The sequence below is a fragment of the Sphingobacterium sp. LRF_L2 genome (assembly GCF_965644235.1).
In the GTDB taxonomy this organism is placed as follows: domain Bacteria; phylum Bacteroidota; class Bacteroidia; order Sphingobacteriales; family Sphingobacteriaceae; genus Sphingobacterium.
The window spans coordinates 539,388-557,469 of record NZ_CBFFRI010000001.1; the positions used below are offsets into that span (position 1 = coordinate 539,388).

General features: G+C 39.8%; 13 protein-coding genes. 4 read left to right on the forward strand and 9 right to left on the reverse strand.

Translation table 11 applies throughout. The features are described 5' to 3' along the window. Positions 1-88: 88 nt before the first annotated feature. From ACSZOX_RS02175 to ACSZOX_RS02205, 7 genes are all read right to left on the reverse strand, one after another. Positions 89-1,288, reverse strand: coding sequence for a redoxin domain-containing protein (locus tag ACSZOX_RS02175; RefSeq protein ID WP_437918106.1), 1,200 nt, complete (start codon positions 1,286-1,288; stop codon positions 89-91). Positions 1,289-1,298: 10 nt separating this feature from the next. Then, positions 1,299-2,909, reverse strand: a complete 1,611-nt coding sequence (locus ACSZOX_RS02180) for a S41 family peptidase (protein WP_437918107.1) — start codon at positions 2,907-2,909, stop codon at positions 1,299-1,301. Between the two features lie 17 nt (positions 2,910-2,926). Then, positions 2,927-4,930 carry a TlpA family protein disulfide reductase gene (locus ACSZOX_RS02185; protein ID WP_437918108.1) on the reverse strand — a complete coding sequence of 668 codons (2,004 nt, stop codon included), beginning with the start codon at positions 4,928-4,930 and terminating at the stop codon, positions 2,927-2,929. Between the two features lie 115 nt (positions 4,931-5,045). Further along, positions 5,046-6,395: a RagB/SusD family nutrient uptake outer membrane protein gene (locus tag ACSZOX_RS02190; RefSeq protein ID WP_437918109.1), complete on the reverse strand. Its 1,350-nt coding sequence runs from the start codon at positions 6,393-6,395 to the stop codon at positions 5,046-5,048. A 39-nt stretch (positions 6,396-6,434) separates the two neighbouring features. Continuing rightward, positions 6,435-9,995, reverse strand: a complete 3,561-nt coding sequence (locus ACSZOX_RS02195; RefSeq protein ID WP_437918110.1) for a SusC/RagA family TonB-linked outer membrane protein — start codon at positions 9,993-9,995, stop codon at positions 6,435-6,437. A 24-nt stretch (positions 9,996-10,019) separates the two neighbouring features. Then, positions 10,020-11,048, reverse strand: a complete 1,029-nt coding sequence (locus ACSZOX_RS02200) for a FecR family protein (protein WP_437918111.1) — start codon at positions 11,046-11,048, stop codon at positions 10,020-10,022. A gap of 220 nt (positions 11,049-11,268) precedes the next feature. Continuing rightward, the gene (locus ACSZOX_RS02205; protein WP_437918112.1) at positions 11,269-11,868 is read right to left on the reverse strand and encodes an RNA polymerase sigma factor; all 600 of its coding nucleotides are present in this window, start codon (positions 11,866-11,868) and stop codon (positions 11,269-11,271) included. 419 nt (positions 11,869-12,287) lie between these two features. Here ACSZOX_RS02205 and ACSZOX_RS02210 point away from each other — a divergent pair, with 419 nt between their 5' ends. Genes ACSZOX_RS02210 through panD form a run of 3 tightly spaced genes read left to right on the forward strand, consistent with a single transcriptional unit; the run spans position 12,288 to position 14,705 of the window. Continuing rightward, positions 12,288-13,265 carry a PLP-dependent cysteine synthase family protein gene (locus ACSZOX_RS02210; protein WP_437918113.1) on the forward strand — a complete coding sequence of 326 codons (978 nt, stop codon included), beginning with the start codon at positions 12,288-12,290 and terminating at the stop codon, positions 13,263-13,265. Between the two features lies 1 nt (position 13,266). Continuing rightward, positions 13,267-14,328 carry a DUF6695 family protein gene (locus tag ACSZOX_RS02215; protein ID WP_437918114.1) on the forward strand — a complete coding sequence of 354 codons (1,062 nt, stop codon included), beginning with the start codon at positions 13,267-13,269 and terminating at the stop codon, positions 14,326-14,328. A 5-nt stretch (positions 14,329-14,333) separates the two neighbouring features. After that, positions 14,334-14,705 (forward strand): aspartate 1-decarboxylase, encoded by a 372-nt coding sequence (panD, locus tag ACSZOX_RS02220; RefSeq protein WP_437918115.1) that lies wholly within the window; start codon positions 14,334-14,336, stop codon positions 14,703-14,705. 17 nt (positions 14,706-14,722) lie between these two features. Here panD and ACSZOX_RS02225 read toward each other — a convergent pair whose 3' ends face one another. Next, positions 14,723-15,574, reverse strand: coding sequence for a ZIP family metal transporter (locus tag ACSZOX_RS02225; RefSeq protein WP_437918116.1), 852 nt, complete (start codon positions 15,572-15,574; stop codon positions 14,723-14,725). Positions 15,575-15,687: 113 nt separating this feature from the next. After that, the gene (locus ACSZOX_RS02230) at positions 15,688-16,188 is read right to left on the reverse strand and encodes a DinB family protein (protein WP_437918117.1); all 501 of its coding nucleotides are present in this window, start codon (positions 16,186-16,188) and stop codon (positions 15,688-15,690) included. A gap of 185 nt (positions 16,189-16,373) precedes the next feature. Between ACSZOX_RS02230 and ACSZOX_RS02235 the strand changes: the two genes are divergently transcribed. Further along, positions 16,374-18,005 carry an ABC-F family ATP-binding cassette domain-containing protein gene (locus ACSZOX_RS02235; RefSeq protein ID WP_437918118.1) on the forward strand — a complete coding sequence of 544 codons (1,632 nt, stop codon included), beginning with the start codon at positions 16,374-16,376 and terminating at the stop codon, positions 18,003-18,005. The last annotated feature ends 77 nt before the right edge of the window (positions 18,006-18,082 follow it).

The following is an 18,082-nucleotide window of genomic DNA, read 5'->3' on the forward strand; positions in this document are numbered from 1 at the left end:
TCTTCTGAACATAGAGCCCTAATAAAAAAAGCCGTGCATATCTGCACGGCTTCAACTAACTAAACAATATACCTAAATTTAGGAAATCTTATTCGCCGAATATTTCAGCAAGTTTGTTATCCAATTCTTCACCACGCAAATATTTTGCGATGATTTTACCATTCGGATCAACCAAAAAGTTCATTGGAATAGCTTTAATTTCATATAATACGCCGGCGGCATTATCCCAGCCTTTCAAATCGCTTACTTGTTTCCAAGTAAGACCATCGTCTTGAATAGCTTTTAACCATTTTGCTTTATCCGCAGCTTTATCCATCGATACGCCTAAAATTTCAAAACCATTTTTTTGGTATTTTGCATAAGATTTAACCAAATTTGGGTTTTCGCGACGACAAGGAGCACACCAAGACGCCCAAAAGTCGATCAACACATACTTACCACGATAGTCGGATAAGTTAACCGGATTACCATCCACATCAGGCTGCGTAAAGCCTGGAGCCTCTACGCCTTCCTGCGTCTTTTTCACTGTCGCAATCCGAATCGCTACCTCTTTTCCTAAAATAGAAGTTTGCAAACTCGGGTCTAGCGTTGCAAAAACTTTTTCCGCTTCGACAGCGTCAAAATCCTCTGGAGGTAATGTAGAATTAAAAGCCATCAAAGCCATATAGCTTTTTGGATTTTTCGCCACATAATCCATCTTTGCATCGATAGTCTGTTGCTGAATAGCTGCTGCACGATCTTCTAACGTTTGAATATATTTAGGATCCTGCTGATCAGCAAGTGATTTCGATTTAAACTCCTCATTTAAAGCATCATATTGTGCATAGATCGGTTTCAACATGTTATTTACCTTTTCATTCTCAGCATTAAGCGGAGAGCCTGAAATTTTTGCATGTTGGATTGAGTCTTTCGCCACAAACTTAATGGTAGTACCTTCAATCAGAAAAGGCAATATATCTTGTTTTACAGGCTTTGCAGGGTCAAACGGTACATTATCATGTATAATACGTAAATGTGCCTCCATCGGTGATGGTATTGTACCTTTAAATTCAAATTTTCCATTTTTCATCTCTACCGAATCAATATGCTCTACGCCGTCATATTTTAACCGTAAAAATGCTTTCGCTGGCTTATTCAATTTACCAACCTGCCCCTGCAGGGTATAATTCTGTTGTGCAAATCCAAAAACTGGCATCGCAAAGGCGAGCATCAAAGCCCATTTCATATTCTTCATCTTCATTCGTTTATGTTCGTGTAAACCACTGTCGTAACGATCTACTGTATACACGGGATTATTTTTATTTTGTTTTCTCTCCTACTGTTGTGCTGTGCAATAATTTCTTATAGCGTTTTTCATCTCGCAACACGCTTAATGCTTCTGCAAAACTTGCATTGGCCTCATTACGTATGCGAGCTCTATAATCAGCTCCCGTATAAAGTAAGGAAGCAATCTGTGCTTTTAGTTCTACATCAATCGCAGTATGCGCGCTGGTATGTTCTTCGGTCGGCACTTGGACCGATAAATTTCTCGCATACGCCACCAATTGTTTATGAACTTCTACAGGCACCTTAAACCGACTGTTAAACGTATCAAAATCAGCATACGCTTTTAGTAAAGCGGCCCTATTTTGCTGCACAAATTCAAACCCACCTTTCGAAACAATGCCATGGTTCATTAACTCCGACATCCAAGCACTGTATTCATTGGTATCAATAGGAACGAAACGATCAGGCATAATACCGCCACCACCGTACACCACACGTTTTGTACTCAGGGTATTGTATTTTAACGAATCAGGAAACTGTACATGTCCCTCTTCTAATAGTTCCTTTGATTCCATTCTGCGGTTGAAGTCTTCAAAGTAATCTTCACGGCCCTTACTGTAAGGTTTTTGGATCGAACGTCCCGAAGGGGTATAATATCTTGCGCCTGTAAGTTGCATTTCTGATCCATCAGAAAGAGGGACTGGTTTTTGCATCAAGCCTTTTCCAAAACTACGTCGTCCCACAATGACAGCCCTATCCCAATCTTGCAATGCCCCAGTCACAATCTCGCTGGATGAAGCTGTAGACTCATCAATCAAAACAACCAATTCGCCTTCATAAAACTGACCGAAACCGCCTGTAAAATAGTAGTCCTTTCCTCCCTCGTTTGGAACCGAATAGAAAACCACACGCTCTTTCGGCAAGAATTCATCTGCAACACCTATCGCAGACTCTACATAACCACCACCATTACTCTGCAAATCCAGAATCAGCTTTTTCATCCCCAATTCTTTCAGTTTCTTGATCGCATTATCGATCTCTGCTCGCGTTGTTCTGTTAAAAATGGAAAGAGCAATATAGCCTATTTCATGATCCACCATATAGCTTTCGCGAACAGATTTCTCCAAAATATTTTCCCGTACAATACTGATATCTTTCACGGCATTTGTACCCGGAGATTTAATGCCCAATAAAACAGGTACATCCTTTTCCCCACGGAGCTTCAGCATAACTTCTTTATTGCCCCAACTTTCTCCGGAAATAGATTCTCCATCTATACGCACAATTTGGTCACCGACACGGATACCCGCACGCATAGCAGGGCCATCAGGATTGACAATCGTAACAAATGTACTGTCGTTGTTCTTTAAAAACTGTATACCAATTCCCGCAAAACTGCCACTCATTGCTTCCCGCATTGCTTCCGCTTCTTCCCGACTGGTATAGCGTGAATGAGGGTCCAAGTCTGCAATCATCGCTTTTATCGCTGCATCAACCAGATGCTCTTCATTTACTTGATCCACATAATTCTCCTGAATCAGCTTTAACGCCTCTTCAAACTTATATTTTGGATTCATCTGTGCTTGCAATGATAAACTTAATGCTACCATACTTACCAACAAGCCTGCACCTTTCCTCTTCATATCGTATATCTTCTTTTTTATTTTTCGTTTCTTAACGTTTCTATAGCCAACGAAAGCTCGTCCATTAATTTACTTGGGCTACCAGAGTAACCACCGGAACAGTAACGTACTTTTCCGTCCTTAACAACTATTTTGCGAGGAATAGAAGAATCTCCAAACAAAGGCACGAGCTGTTTAAAAACCAAATCCTGTTCGTTGGTTTTAGGATTTACCGAGTCGTGCAAGAGGTTGAAGCGGAAACCTTCACCACGTACATAGTTTACCGATTTACTCTTATAATCACCCGTTTGCATCGTCCCTACCATATAGACCGCCACCTCTTTATCGTTTGCATATTTATCGACCAAGAGCTGCATACCTGGAAACGCCATAATACAAGGGCGACACCAAGTTGCCCAGAAATCCACAACGACGATCTTCCCTTTCCAATCTTCCGGTGTTACAAAAAGACCGTCAGCATCTTCCAAACGGAAACTAGGCATCGGATGATTTACCCAATTGTGATCGACATAGGCTTTCATGGCAGCTTTTTCTTCGTCCGATTTTAAACTTGCCAAATACACTTGGTATTCGCTTTCGTTGCCATCGTGCTGCTCTAAATAAATAGCCTTCAATTTATCAAACATACGAGGCGTCATCGCATTCTGACGGGCACTCATTTCCAGCAAAGGAAGAATCTGCTTCTCATCTTTAAGCCCCTCCAATACTTGTAAATTGATTTCGTTTAATTCCGCATTGCTATATTTTCCGTGCTCCGATAATTGTAAAAAATAGGTTCTAGCCTCTTGATACTTCTTCAGATCGTTCAACAACGAAATATGGGTAAATAGACGATCGTCTACTTGTTGCATCATGTTCGAGTCGGCCTGCGATTTTCTATCAAAATCTTCGCCATAGGAATTATCGTCTTTACGTGCTAATAACTTAGGCAAAATAGCTTCCGAGATCGTATACAAGGTATCCTGTCCCACCATCTTAAACATATAAGCGCGCATAATATTCCAACGCATCAATTCGTTTCCTGTTCGGAAATCGACATCATCATATAACTTAATGAATTTATCGAATTGCTTACTGTCGAAATAGGCTGATCCTAAGCCACGGTATACCGTATAATATACGAAGCCTTGTCTGTTCGGATTTTTACGCCATTCATTAACCGGAAACTGTCGCAAAAAATCTTCGTAAGATGCTATAACGACGTTTTTATCGGGATTGGATCCTTTTGTATTATTGAATGCCATAAAGCGCGCAGTGGCTCCTTGTGGAAAATCTTTCAATATGCGAGCTTCAACCAGTTTTGTAAGGTTCTCATCTTTTAAACGGCTGTTAGCATAGGTATAAAATACACCTAAGGTTTCGTCACTTATTGTTTTTTCTGCAAGAGCATCACTAATAAATTTGTTCGCGAAGGCAGGAAATGCATCTCCTAATGCAAGTTGCTGCAATTTCATAAAAGACTCGAAATATTTGAGGTACTGTTTACCAGATAACGCCTGTTCTTTGCTCGCTAATGTTTTTAGATAACTTGTATCCAAAGCAACTGGTTCGCCAGTGTAATAACCAAACATACCACCGCCTGCAATGATAGGTTGTTGAAAAGCAGCTTCGGCCAAATAAGCTCCAGAAATAGCATTTCCTTTTACATCTGTTCGTGTCACGGCATAACCTTTATCCCCGTTATTATCAAAGGCATCAGGTCGGTTTATATCCCCCTGAAAGAACTTCACGCCAACCAAAGCTGTGTTCGGCGTCACCGGAACAGCGGCTGTCCATAAACCTTCATCATTTTTCTTTAACGCTAAACTTTCTCTTTTCCAGTTAAAATTATCGAAAATAAATAATGCGGCCTGTACCTCGTCGCTAAACTCTAAATCTTTGCCCTTTGCATTGTACTGCAACTGCACAACATCTCCATTCGAGGTTTGTTTCGGCTTAAACACACTGCTGTCATACCGTGGCTGCGCATGTAATACAGCCTGAACACATAACAACAGCAAAAGAATCATCTGCTTTTTCATGGAATCTATTTATAATAACTTCGTGAGCATTCTGCTCTGTTTCTCTTTTGATCAAACTTTCATGGAGACTTCCGGCATACGGCGATCTCCATGAAAGTGTTGGTGTAAAAATTGACTATCTTGGATTTTGCCCTATTTCAGGATTTAATTCCAATATGTTTTCGTGAATAGGATATACAAAACGAGGACTATTCGCTTCCAATGTGTAGGTAGCTCCTTTATAAATACGAGTAACAGTTTTGTAATAACCTGCATCCAATGTCAACCTACGCATATCATACCAACGAATATCGGTCCCAACAAACTCACGTCTTCTTTCATCGATCACATATTGAAGGGGATCAGAAGCTATATCTGCAGTTGTCAGCGCGACATAATTTGCGGTTTCAAAACGCGCAATACGCAATTTATTTAGCAGCTCAACAGTTTTCTCTACATTACCTGTACGTGCATAAACTTCAGCTCGATTTAGTATAATTTCAGGAGTTCGCACGCCAATGTAAATACCTTGGTAAGTAAAATTAGGTCTCACGTATTGATACCCCTGCAAATTAGTACTATAACCCAACCACATCTGCAAACGTAAATCATTAGCATTATATAAAGCAACGAGTTCTGGATTAACAGGTGCGTTAAATGTGCCTGAAGCCGTTTTTGACAATAATACTTCAGGATCCTGAGTTAATACTGGAAAAGTTGAAGTTTTACCTTTGTAAGATTGTAAATCATTTAATCCTGGAGTCAACTCGAGAGCCAGGTCTGCATACTGACCGGATTTTTCAAAGTCTCGTGTAATTAGATACACCCTAGACAAAAGTGCGTAAGCAGCGAGCTTAGAAGGATGATAATTCCACGTAGGATGATTTGGCAAATAATCTAGCGCACTGGTTAAATCCGATATAATCTGATCATACACATGCTGCAGGCTTGCTCTCGACAAATTCTGGAATAAATCAGTAGTTGTCAGCAATGGTAATCCTTGTTGCGTGCTAGCTTGTCCCGGCGTATAGATGGGCGCATATTGATTCACTAAGGATAAATAAGCAAATGCACGATGTACTTTGGCTTCTGCAGCGATACTCTGTTTATCATCAATCGATCCGTTTTCACTATCCATTACTCCAGCGAGTACCTCATTTGCAATATAAATATGCTTATATAAGTTGGTCCAGCCACCATCAGATTGCGTAGCAGAATAAAACTGTTCGGCCCAAATATAGGCATTTTGAAATTCAGAGCTCCAAGTCGTTGGTATAGATTCAACAGAAGTTCCAAAATTGTCACTAGTTACCAAAGGCAATATATAGGAATTGGAAAAATTCGAGCTATTATTCATTAAATACTGATAATCAACAGTATACTTCAAAGTACGGGAACCATAAGTATCTACTTCAACATATTTGCGACAAGAAATTACGCTAGTCAGTATCAAAAAGCACATTGTACCAACGAGCATTTTTTTCATTTTTATACTATTTTTTTTCATTATAAAGGATCTTGCTGGTTAAAATGATGTGTTAATACTAAAAAAGAATTGCTTAACAGGCGACATGTTACCGTAGTTTGACGTAGAAAGATATTGCGGATCTATACCGTCTTTATTTTTTCGCCAAAGAATTCCTAAATTACGTACGCTAGCATTTGCAGACAAAGATTTGAACGGTGTTCGTTTCAAAAAGTTAGCAGGAAAAGTGTATCCAAAATTAATCTGTTGAAGACGAACATGACTTCCACTAATAACCAATAAGTCCGCATTTTTATAACGATCAATACTATTGGACATATTACCGTCACTTACAAGCCCAGGGACATTTGTCTTCATTTCGTCACCCGACTCTCTCCAACGTAAAGTGAGATCTTTCTGTGTTCCGATTAGTCCAGATAGAGACGTTGTATTCCATGTAGGATAATTTTCTATTGAAATACGACGTAAAACATGCCCCATCTCATAGGATAAACGGACACCTAACGTAAAATTTTTGTAAGCAAAATTATTAAACAAACCACCAAAATATGGTGCAGTTGTACGCCCCATGTATACTAAATCATCAGTTGTAATAGTATTATTGTATTGTGCAGACGTTATAATTTCTCCATCTTTATTGTAAATCTGAGACTGCCCATTTTCATCCAATCCTGCCCAACGATAGGCATACAAATAACCTACAGGTTTACCTACAGTCGGCGTCCCTCCTCCTAACCAAGAACTAAGATATGTGCTAGCTTCAAACCTTGAATCTGTTACCTCATTTGTATTATAGGAGAAGTTAACTGTTGTACTCCAATTGAAATTCTCTGTACGCCACCAATTGCCATTTATTCCCAAATCTATTCCATGCGCATCCATACTTGCTCCATTTACTGTCAATTGTGTCCAACCATATGTTGGATTGAAAGGTAGGCTATATAGTATATCCGTGGTACGCTTTGTGTAATAATCTGCGCTGAATGAAAGTCTACTATTCCAAGTAGAAAAATCCACGCCTAAGTTAGTTGAACGCACTTTTTCCCAACCTACGGCATTATTCCCAGGAGTACTGATAGACGCTGTAGTTTCATTTGTAACATTGTCCATACTAGTTGTAATCACGGTAAATGCACCAGGATTAGATGGAATAGTCCCATTAACTCCGTGTGTTAATCGAATTGCCAAACCATTTACCCAAGATAAATCGTTTAAGAAACTCTCTTGCTTTACATCCCATTTACCACCAATAGACCATAATGGCTGAGCCCTTTGCGAACGAGTCGCACCAAGTAAAGTAGCGTCATCGAAACGCACACTAGCAGAAAGCACGTATTTATTACCAAAGAACGCCCCTGCTCCATTTGCATAGTAAGAAAGTGCACGGTTTATACCTTTCTGTGAACTGTTACTCCCCCCGATTGTACTGGAATAGGTATCAACCGTTGTGTATGACACCGTTGGATTAACAGTCGCAAACCCATAAGTATCTTCATTAAACCCATAAAAGCGCTGTCCAATAATTCGATAGGTATTTTGCTTCATTTCAGTGCCTACAATTGCCGTAAAGTTATGTTCTTTGCTCTGACCAAAGTTTTTATCTAGATTCAGTTGAGAACGTAATACATATTGCCAACCGGAATTAAACTGACTTTGCAACGATCCTCCTAAAGGCACGCCATAAATTAATTTTCCTGTACTACTTACTGTCGTTCCGTAGTTAATCATATTCCGCATAGAGTAGCTACTAAGTTTATCGACGTTTTCCGAATCTTCTATATTTCGGTAAAGCTGTCCTGACAGACTTAAGTTAATCCACGAATTTATCTTTGTATTGATATCTGTATGGAAGCGAAGACGATGCGATTGTGCCACGTAATTAGTCGCATCAATTTCATTTATCGGACTATAAGACCAGTCTAAATAACCTTGATCGACAAAACTTTGGGCCACCTCGTCACGATAACGTATATTACGTGAAATAACATTACCAGTCTCATCTTTTAACAATTCATAAGGCCGGAGGCCGAGCGTTGTTCCTCCTATCGCATTTGCGGCGGCTTGATTACTTAAGCTTTTACCATAGTTGTAATTCATTCCAGTAGTCAACTTAACACGATCATTGAAAAACTGATTGGTTAAATTACTAGTCATAGAAAAACTTTCTCCTTTAGCCCCTCTGTATACGGGAACATCCTTACTATAGTTACCTGATACATAATAACTGTTTTTGTTTGTTCCTCCAGAAATCGATAGATTATACTGCTGTGAGGTTGCATTCTGCAATAGATAATCACGGATTTGATCCGTATTATCGATACTTGCCAACTTATCGAGAGCAGCATCACGCTCAGCTTCTGTTGCTGTACCTCTATCAACCTTGAACATCCACTCAACAGCCTCACTAAAAGGCGCCTTTTGGTTAAAATTCATCCAAGAATCCTTTACATAATTATCAGTATAGTACCCTCTCTCCTTTAACTCTTTTTCCAATTCAATATACTCCGCAGAAGACATACGGTTTAAATCTTTGAGATCCGCTGGAGCAGAAATACTAAGATTAGTACTAAAATTAATAGTCGGCACGCTATTTCTTCCGCGTTTAGTTTCAATGACGATAACGCCATTCGCAGCCTGAGCTCCCCAAATAGATGCAGCAGCAGCATCCTTTAATACTGTGATATTTTGTATATCCTCAGGATTAATAGTACTCAATACAGCATTGTTAGCTGCTGAACCTACCCCACGTGTCGTTAATCTCGTTTTACTATCGACATTGTCTGTCATTGGAAATCCATCAATAACAATCAGCGGTTCTTTGTCAGTTGAATTACCAAAAGAACTAATCCCTCTAACCCGAATAGTGTTATTTCGCACATCCACTTGAACCCCTGGTACAACTCCTTCAATACGCTCCATAATATTAATCGTAGGAGTTTCTTTAAGTTGTTTTTCAGATATTGTCCCAAAAGCACCAGTAGCTCTCTCTTTTGAAATTTTTTGATAACCTGTCGATACAATCTCTACCTCTTCCAATTGATTCACTAATGATCCCATGGATACATTAATCTGGTTACTATTACCTATAGGTTGGCGTTGTGGTTCCATGCCGACATAAGAAAAAACCAAAGCTTCGGCCGGTTCAGCTAGGCGTAAGGTATAGTGTCCATCACTACTGGTGGTAACACCCGAACGCGTTGCATACCCCACAGGTAATACAGTGACCCCAACCAATGGCTTTCCTTCGCTATCTTTGACATAACCTGAAATAACCTTCCAGAAACGTTCGTCTCCTTCATTATCCTTGCTCCCACGGCTATCACGGATAATGGTGTAGTAATTATTCTGCACATATAAAAACAGAAAGCTATTCGGATACAGAAGCTCCTTCAAGACCGATTCTACAGGCGTATTTTTGTTTTTGGGAACCTGATCCGCATTCACCTGGGCGTTACGTAGCAATCCATCTTCGTAAGAGAATTTGGTTCCATAAAGGCGAGTTACTTCACCTAAGGCCTGCGCAAGGCTCACCCTCTTTTGGGCATATCCACCTACAGAAACGAGTAGGCAGACAAAAAGCACGAGTAATTTTGGCTTCATAAATGTTAATTAGTAGTTTTTGTTCTAGTTTGAGTTGATTGTAATTTGTTTATTATTTTTTTGGATGTTGACGTTCATCGTATGCTTGACAACAAACAGGATATCATCAATACTTTTCAAAGGGATCACCCCTGTCAAATGCTTCTCTAATAGGCTGGAATCTTCCAAGACAACCTGGTAACCATAATTATCTTCAAGCACCTCAATAAGATTGGAAAGACTAGCGTGTTCCATTTCAAGTTCACCACGCATCCACGATCCAGCCTTTGACAGGTGCTGTTTCACCAGTTGATCAGTCTTTTCTTCTTGATCATAAATAAATACTTCGCCCGGTGTCATCACCTTATCCAATCCATCCGCTGTTGTGATCCGCACACTGCCTTCAAAAAGAGAAACTTCAATCCGTCCTCTACGTTCTTTCACATTGAACTTTGTTCCCAAAACTGTTAATGCCAAGTCGCCGACATGGACAATGAAATGATCACTTTCCCTTAATCGATTCAGAATAGCCGTATGCTTAACTTCAAACATCGCCTCCCCATTCATCCAAACCTCTCTTGGCTTGTCTGATTTCCAGTCGCGCACATAGGAAAGTGAAGAATTGCTATTCAAGTTAATTTTAGACTCATCAGGCAACAACACCTCCCGACGTTCGCCAAAGTTGGTATTGGCAGACTTGGTACCAAACTGACTTACCTCGTAGATAAACAGCACAGCCAAAAACAGTGCAGCAATACGCGCGGACCAAGTTGTCAGACGTTTGATACGAACAGCACGATTTTGTTGACGCGCATAAACGGGCAAACGATCCTGTATGCGCTCCCAACGCATAGCAGAAGATGTTTTACCTTGGTATACAGGTTGCTGACGAACCAGCAAGATCCAGCTACGTGCCGCATCCATCTCGACACGCAAATACGGATAGACTCCTGCCAAATCTTCCCAAAAGCGATCATCTTCCACCTGCGGCGAAAGTACCGCAGTAGCGAACGCCGGATCTTGAAAAAAGTCTACCGCTTTAAAATCTTTGTATGTGACAAACGTTGGATTCATATGCTGATTTATTAGATATATACATGAGGTTTAAAAATTACCCCACTTGTTTTTAATTTTTTTTATTTTTTTTCTTCAACAACTAACAAGAACTCAAAATAACAGCAGGAAACTTATCAAAAAACTAAAAAAGGAAGAAAATAGAAGTGAGCTTAAAAATGAGATTTAGGGAATAATCCTTTGTCAATGATGAAGATTTTGTGATTTGTTTTTTAACGAATTATGAAGAACCACGCAAATGTGCAATAAGTGCGAGCAATGCCAAAAGATTGATGTTTCCTATATTTTTCCGCAAACTATCCATAGCTCTGTAGAAGAGCTTATAAGTATCCTTCACCGATAACCCCATAATATCGGCGATTTCTTCGTAGCTTAATTCTTCAAAATACCGAAGATGGATCACTTCACGTTGACGTGGAGACATCTTGTCCAATGCTTTACTTAGCTGCTGTTTAATTTCCGACAAACGCTCCCGTCGCATGATGTCGACATCGTGCGGCAATTCAATTTCGAAGGGAAGATCTTCAGCAGAGCTACTTTGCAGGCTAAAGAAACGTTTATTCTGCTCGAGTTTTCGGGACATCGAACGACGGAATGATTTTAACAGATAATTTTTAACAGAAGCCGTTGTTCCGATATTCGGATGATTATACCATAGCTTCACAAACAACTCCTGTATACAATCTTCAATCAGGTCTTCATCTTGCGTAAATTTGTAACCGTAATTAAATAGCAAGCCCTGATATCGCTCAAAAATTTTCTTGAACGATACCTCATCGCCTATGCGAAACATCTCCCACCATTTCAACTCATCTTCCATGTGCAAGTATAGGATAACTCAAGGGTATGTTAGTAAAAACCTGTTATTCAGCCAACAATAAACGAAAATCATGCGTTTCAGTTTCCAAACTTAGATAATTTGCAGGTGTTTGCAAAATAATTATCCTTTAGAAAAGACAATTTTCCACTTTTTACATGCTGATGTTTTACGGTAAGACACAGAACAAATCAACAGAAAAAAAAGATAACCATATGCCTATTAAGGTCTATTCCAACATTCGTTCTGTTCCATATACAGCATAAAAAAAACTATGCAACCTACTTAAAATCAAACTAATCTATGGATTTTATAGGATTAATTTAATCTTTCATTTTCTGTAATAAAACAAAACCAGGCACGTTAAATTTAAAGAAACACAGTTCTACATATGCCCACGCAACATTAAATATTCAAGAAGTTTGACAACAGCAATCATTGGAAACACGCCGTTTCGCAAATGCGAGACATTATCTCAGCTATATGAAAGCCAGTTTTTCATAAAAGAAGAATTTCACAACCCAAGTATGTCTGCCAAAGATCGGCCAGCGTTCTTTATGATTCGCGAAGCCATAGCGAAAGGTCAAATCAAACCTGGAGGCACCTTCGTCGAGGCAAGCAGTGGAAATACAGGGCTGGGCATTGCTACTTTTGCGAAGCAACTGGGGTATCAGTCGCAAATATTTGTTTCTAAAAGTTGTTCCTCGGAAAAAATTGATGCATTGCGTATGGCGGGAGCCCGGGTGGAAATTTGTGAAAACTCGAATGGTCTACATGATTTTTATTCTACACAGTTTCGTGCCCAAAGCTATGCTGCAACACATCCCAACAGTTATTTTACCAATCAGTATTACAATCCACAAAACATCCGCTCGCATTATAAGACCACAGGGCCAGAACTTTGGAAACAGACAGCAGGTCAAATTACGCATTTCATTGCGGGCATAGGGACAGGAGGAACCATCTCGGGTGTTGGTCGCTACCTGAAAGAGCAAAACCCAAACATCACTATTTGGGGAGTAGAACCTAAGGGGTCTATCTTAAGTGAGTTTTTAACAACAGGCGCGATTCCAGAGCAGCATGCTACCTATGATAAAATAGAAGGTATAGGACGCAGCTTTATCCCTGGCGCGTTTGATCGTGATGTGGTTGATCACATCTTTCAGGTAGATATAGAAGAAGCCGAGGTGGCAGCTAGACAGTACCGTCAACTGACCGGTTCCTTAGTTGGTTATTCAAGCGCTGCTTTGCTAGCCAGTTTACAACGACACAAAGAACAGATGGGGCTAACAAAAGAACAGCATATCGTATTATTTTTTCCAGATCATGGCAGCCGCTATGTCAGCAAAATATACAGTGACCTATTTGATCGTTTGAAAACATCGTTAAACATTTCCTAGTATGGGTATGTTCACATTTGATGATATAGCTATACCATTGGCGTGGCCCGACCAAACTGCTCGGGGTGATGAAAAATGGATGTCTTTTTTCAAGAAAATAGGCCTTGTAAAAAACTTAAATTTCAAAGTAGGGCATGCTGCGATCTTGCTCATCGAAAAGAGTACCGGCACCATTCAATATTATGATTTCGGCCGGTACTTGGTTCCTCGTGGCTATGGGCGTGCACGTTCTTCGCTTTTTGATCCACGATTAGCTTTATCTACAAAAGCGATCATCACGAGCAGAGCAGACATCGAAAATTTACTGGATATCCTCCATGAACTGCAAGCAAAGGAAAAGGCAACACATGGTGGCGGCAGGTTACTCTTCTCCATTTGCTTTGGCGTTTCGTTTCGAAAAGGTAAACAATTAGCCGATACAATCGTAGAAAGAGGACCTATACTTTACGGTGCCTTTGCACACAACAACAACAGCTGCTCCCGTTTCGTGGCACAGATTCTCCTCGCGGCAATGGAAACGACCGACCCAAAACGTCGACGTATTTTATATCCCGAATGCATTGCTTTAAGCCCAACAAGCAATGTCGTCAATGCGGCCAACGACAAGCAGATTTTATGTTTTCAACACAGCAATCTCCAATTATTGGAAATGAACCGGAAAACATCTTTACGATTTCAGTACAACTTATTAAAAGAAAATTTCAGCACAAAATATCAACTAAATTTAGGAAACGATTGCGTTGCAGGGATGACAGAAATGCCTAAACGAGCGGCGAATATTCCCCCTACAGCACAATGGCTAGGAGGAATTGGCGAAGGTGCCTGGTTTCATTTACAAAACCAGCCAGACAGCTCCTACACGATTTCGAAATATGATGTGCATGGTCAACAAGAATACCAAGTATGGACGAAAACAGATCAAACCTTCAACCAAGAGCTTCCTTTTCAATTCACTTTTCATTTCAATCATCAGTATTATGAAATTCGACAGGAGGGAAAAATCTATTTTTTTAATACTGAAGATATACACAAAACAGAACAACTCAAACAACAATCGCTATAATAAACATGGAATTAACTATTTTAAAAGCTAAAATTCATACTGTCAAAGTAACAGAAGCCAATGTGGCTTACAACGGTTCTATCACCATTGACGCCGATCTTTTAGATGCTGCGGGGATCAAAAAATATGAACAGGTCTATGTTAACAACGCGGTTAATGGCAGTCGTATTATGACCTACGTACTTCCAGGAAGAAGAGGAAGTGGTGAAGTATGCATGAATGGTGGAGCGGCTTTACACGCCAACGTTGGCGACACGGTACATATCCTTTCTTTTGTACATTTATCACCTGAGGAGGCAGACAGCTACCAGCCTACCCTTGTTTTCACAGAAGGAGAAAATAAAATTAAATCGATTGAAAAATACAGTCACGCGTAATTTTTCTCAATCCGCAACTATTCATGATGATGTTCATCATCATGGCTGTGATCATGGTGGTCATGCCCATCATGATCACAGCCATGTTGATGACCTTCATGCTCATGTTGATGATTGCTATCGTGGCCATGATCATGTCCTCCAAAAAGCATACTAGATAAGGATAAAGCAACACCCAGCAATACAGCAATCATTTTTTTCTTGTTAAAGGTATGGTGATCTGCAGACCCCGACTCAAAAAGAATAGTTGTGGAGACATGTAAAAAGATACCAATCACAACAGCCATCATCTTATCGAAATAAAGAGCGATATTACCGACAGCCTGTTCACTGATGGTTTTACTGGTTAAAAAACCAAGTGGTGTCATCAATGCAAATACAACAACACAAACAGCAAGTTTAACGCGAGAGACTCTCGCCGCAATCAACAAACTTCCTAACGCAAAAGCAGCTGGTATGTGGTGAATAGCAATACCAAACACCAATTGAGCTTGTTGCTTAGCCACCAAAGGCATTCCTTCCAGAAAGCCGTGTAAACACAAACTGATCATCACCGCAATAGGAAATGCTGCAGGTTTATGTTTGTCTACATGAACATGACCATGCTCCACTCCTTGTGAAAAATGTTCCAGGAACAACTGAAACAGAAATCCGCCAAGTATATATAAACCTATTGTTTCTAGATCACTGCCGGCTTCTTGATACACGTGGGGAATCAAATGAAGAACAGTCAAACCAAACAAGTAAGCCCCACTAAAGGACAATACAAGCTTCAAAAAAGTTGAGCTATCTTTTTTCACAAAAAGTACAGCCAAACCACTCGCTAAAGCAGAGAAGAAAAGTACAGAAACAACCGCTACAGAATTCATTTGATACTGTTTTTAAAAATACATAGGCCGTTAAGGCATGAACGACAAAAGGCAAAGGTAATTATTAAAAACATTAAACGCAACACTACTGCATTTAATTCCTTCACAAATTCTTAACGTATACTTTCTTCATAGGTAGGACCATATAAGCCGGGCACTTTGTTACCTGTAGCACGAAGATAAACGATCAATTCGCCGCGGTGATGGTAAATATGATTAAAGAGAAAGCCTCGCGAAACGATGCCCCTAGGCATAGGTCCTAACAGTATTTTTTCTCCTGCTTTCATTGTCCAAGAATCTTTCAACTTATCTTCGGTCAGGGTGTATAATGCTGCCCGCGCTTTTTCTACATTGTTTTCAAAAAGAGCTAAAGTTGCCTCGATATCGTGGGCATCTCCCCGCTCAAGTCTATCCGTTGCCAAATCGTATACCTCCTGTGTTAAGGTCCCTACGTACCAATAATAAATGGTCGCAATATGTTGCGCCAATTCGCCCATAGTCCAGGAAATAGCCGAAGGCTTATACAGCAGGTCTTTCTGAGGTACAGCCTGCAGTAGTTTACGGGTATTATTGACTTCATGTTCAAATTCTTGGAGTAGATAAGAAAGTACCATAGTATGTTTTTTTGTTAAATTACAAAAACAGGTTCATAGCATAAACAGCTGTTGCCAGATATTGTTCTTCTCCAACACCTCATTTGTAAAAGTGCTTACAAAAAAATAACAGGAGAGAAATGCTTGGCGTCTAATCACTAGCTTATATTTTCTATCTTTGCAATTCATTTTAATGCAAGTATATTTTGATTAATGTAAATAATGTCTCCGTATCTTTTGGCGGAACAACTTTATTCAGCGATGTATCTTTTTCCATCAATGAAAATGATAAAATCGCTCTAATGGGTAAAAATGGTGCAGGTAAGTCTACCCTATTAAAAATAATAGCTGGAGTCGGCAAACCTACAAATGGCAATGTGACAGGCCCAAAAGATGCTGTCATTGCCTATTTACCTCAGCATCTCCTTACGCAGGATAATGTGACGGTCTTTGAAGAAGCATCATGCGCCTTTGAAGAGGTATATACGATGCGCGATGAATTAGAAGCATTAAATGAGCAGCTGAATATACGAACAGACTACGAAAGCGATGATTACATGAAACTAATCGAGCGTGTTTCGGAACTGAGCGAGAAATTTTATTCTATCGAAGAAACAAATTATGACGCTGAAGTAGAAAAAGTATTAAAAGGATTGGGATTCGAGCGAGCGGATTTTAATAGACAGACTTCTGAATTTTCAGGAGGGTGGCGGATGCGTATTGAGCTTGCCAAAATATTGCTAAAAAAGCCGGACCTTATTCTCTTGGATGAGCCAACAAACCATATGGACATCGAAAGTATCCAATGGTTAGAGGATTTTTTATTAAATGCAGCCAAAGCGGTGATTGTTATATCGCACGACCGTGCTTTTGTAGATAACATCACGAATCGTACGATCGAGGTCACAATGGGCCGAATCTATGATTACAAAGCGAAATACAGCCATTATCTGGAGTTACGCAAAGAACGTCGTCAGCATCAATTGAAAGCTTACGAGGAGCAACAGCGTTTCATTGCAGACAATCAAGAGTTTATCGACCGTTTCCGAGGAACCTACTCCAAAACATTGCAAGTGCAATCGCGCGTAAAAATGTTAGAAAAACTGGAGGTCATTCAAATCGACGAGGTAGATACCTCGGCACTCCGACTAAAATTCCCTCCTTCACCACGCTCTGGACAATATCCAGTGATTGTTGAGGAACTGACTAAAGCTTATGGAGATCACCTCGTATTTGAAAAAGCATCTATGGTGATTGAGCGTGGAGAGAAGGTAGCCTTTGTGGGGAAAAACGGTGAAGGTAAATCGACCATGATCAAGGCAATTATGGGTGAAATTGATTATGGAGGATCATTAAAAATCGGACACAACGCTAAGATAGGCTATTTTGCGCAGAACCAAGCGGCTCTACTGGATGAAGAACTCACTGTCTTCGAGACGATAGATCAAATTGCAATAGGTGATGTACGCGTCAAGATAAAAGATTTATTAGGTGCATTTATGTTTAGTGGTGATGATACGACCAAAAAGGTGAAAGTATTATCGGGTGGCGAAAAAACACGTTTAGCAATGATCAAATTGCTATTAGAACCTGTGAATGTACTGATCCTGGATGAGCCGACCAATCATTTGGACATGAAAACGAAAGATATTATTAAAGATGCTCTACAAAATTTTGATGGCACATTAATTCTTGTTTCTCACGACAGGGACTTTTTGGATGGATTAGCGAAGAAAGTATTTGAATTTGGCAATAAAAGGGTACGTGAACATTTTGAGGATATCAAAGGTTTCTTGGAATACAAGAAAATGAATAACCTTAAAGATATCGAACGTTAACAGTACCCATAAAAAAAGTGTTTCTTAAACGAAACACTTTTTTTATGGGTATTAAATCACATGAAGTGTATCAAATT

Coding starts and splice junctions, on each gene's coding strand:
- ACSZOX_RS02230 (WP_437918117.1), bottom strand. CDS start 16,188: ATGGTACTTTCTTATCTACTCCAAGAATTTGAACATGAAGTCAATAAT.
- ACSZOX_RS02215 (WP_437918114.1), top strand. CDS start 13,267: ATGGGTATGTTCACATTTGATGATATAGCTATACCATTGGCGTGGCCC.
- ACSZOX_RS02200 (WP_437918111.1), bottom strand. CDS start 11,048: ATGAATCCAACGTTTGTCACATACAAAGATTTTAAAGCGGTAGACTTT.
- ACSZOX_RS02185 (WP_437918108.1), bottom strand. CDS start 4,930: ATGAAAAAGCAGATGATTCTTTTGCTGTTGTTATGTGTTCAGGCTGTA.
- ACSZOX_RS02190 (WP_437918109.1), bottom strand. CDS start 6,395: ATGAAAAAAATGCTCGTTGGTACAATGTGCTTTTTGATACTGACTAGC.
- panD (WP_437918115.1), top strand. CDS start 14,334: ATGGAATTAACTATTTTAAAAGCTAAAATTCATACTGTCAAAGTAACA.
- ACSZOX_RS02225 (WP_437918116.1), bottom strand. CDS start 15,574: ATGAATTCTGTAGCGGTTGTTTCTGTACTTTTCTTCTCTGCTTTAGCG.
- ACSZOX_RS02180 (WP_437918107.1), bottom strand. CDS start 2,909: ATGAAGAGGAAAGGTGCAGGCTTGTTGGTAAGTATGGTAGCATTAAGT.
- ACSZOX_RS02205 (WP_437918112.1), bottom strand. CDS start 11,868: ATGGAAGATGAGTTGAAATGGTGGGAGATGTTTCGCATAGGCGATGAG.
- ACSZOX_RS02195 (WP_437918110.1), bottom strand. CDS start 9,995: ATGAAGCCAAAATTACTCGTGCTTTTTGTCTGCCTACTCGTTTCTGTA.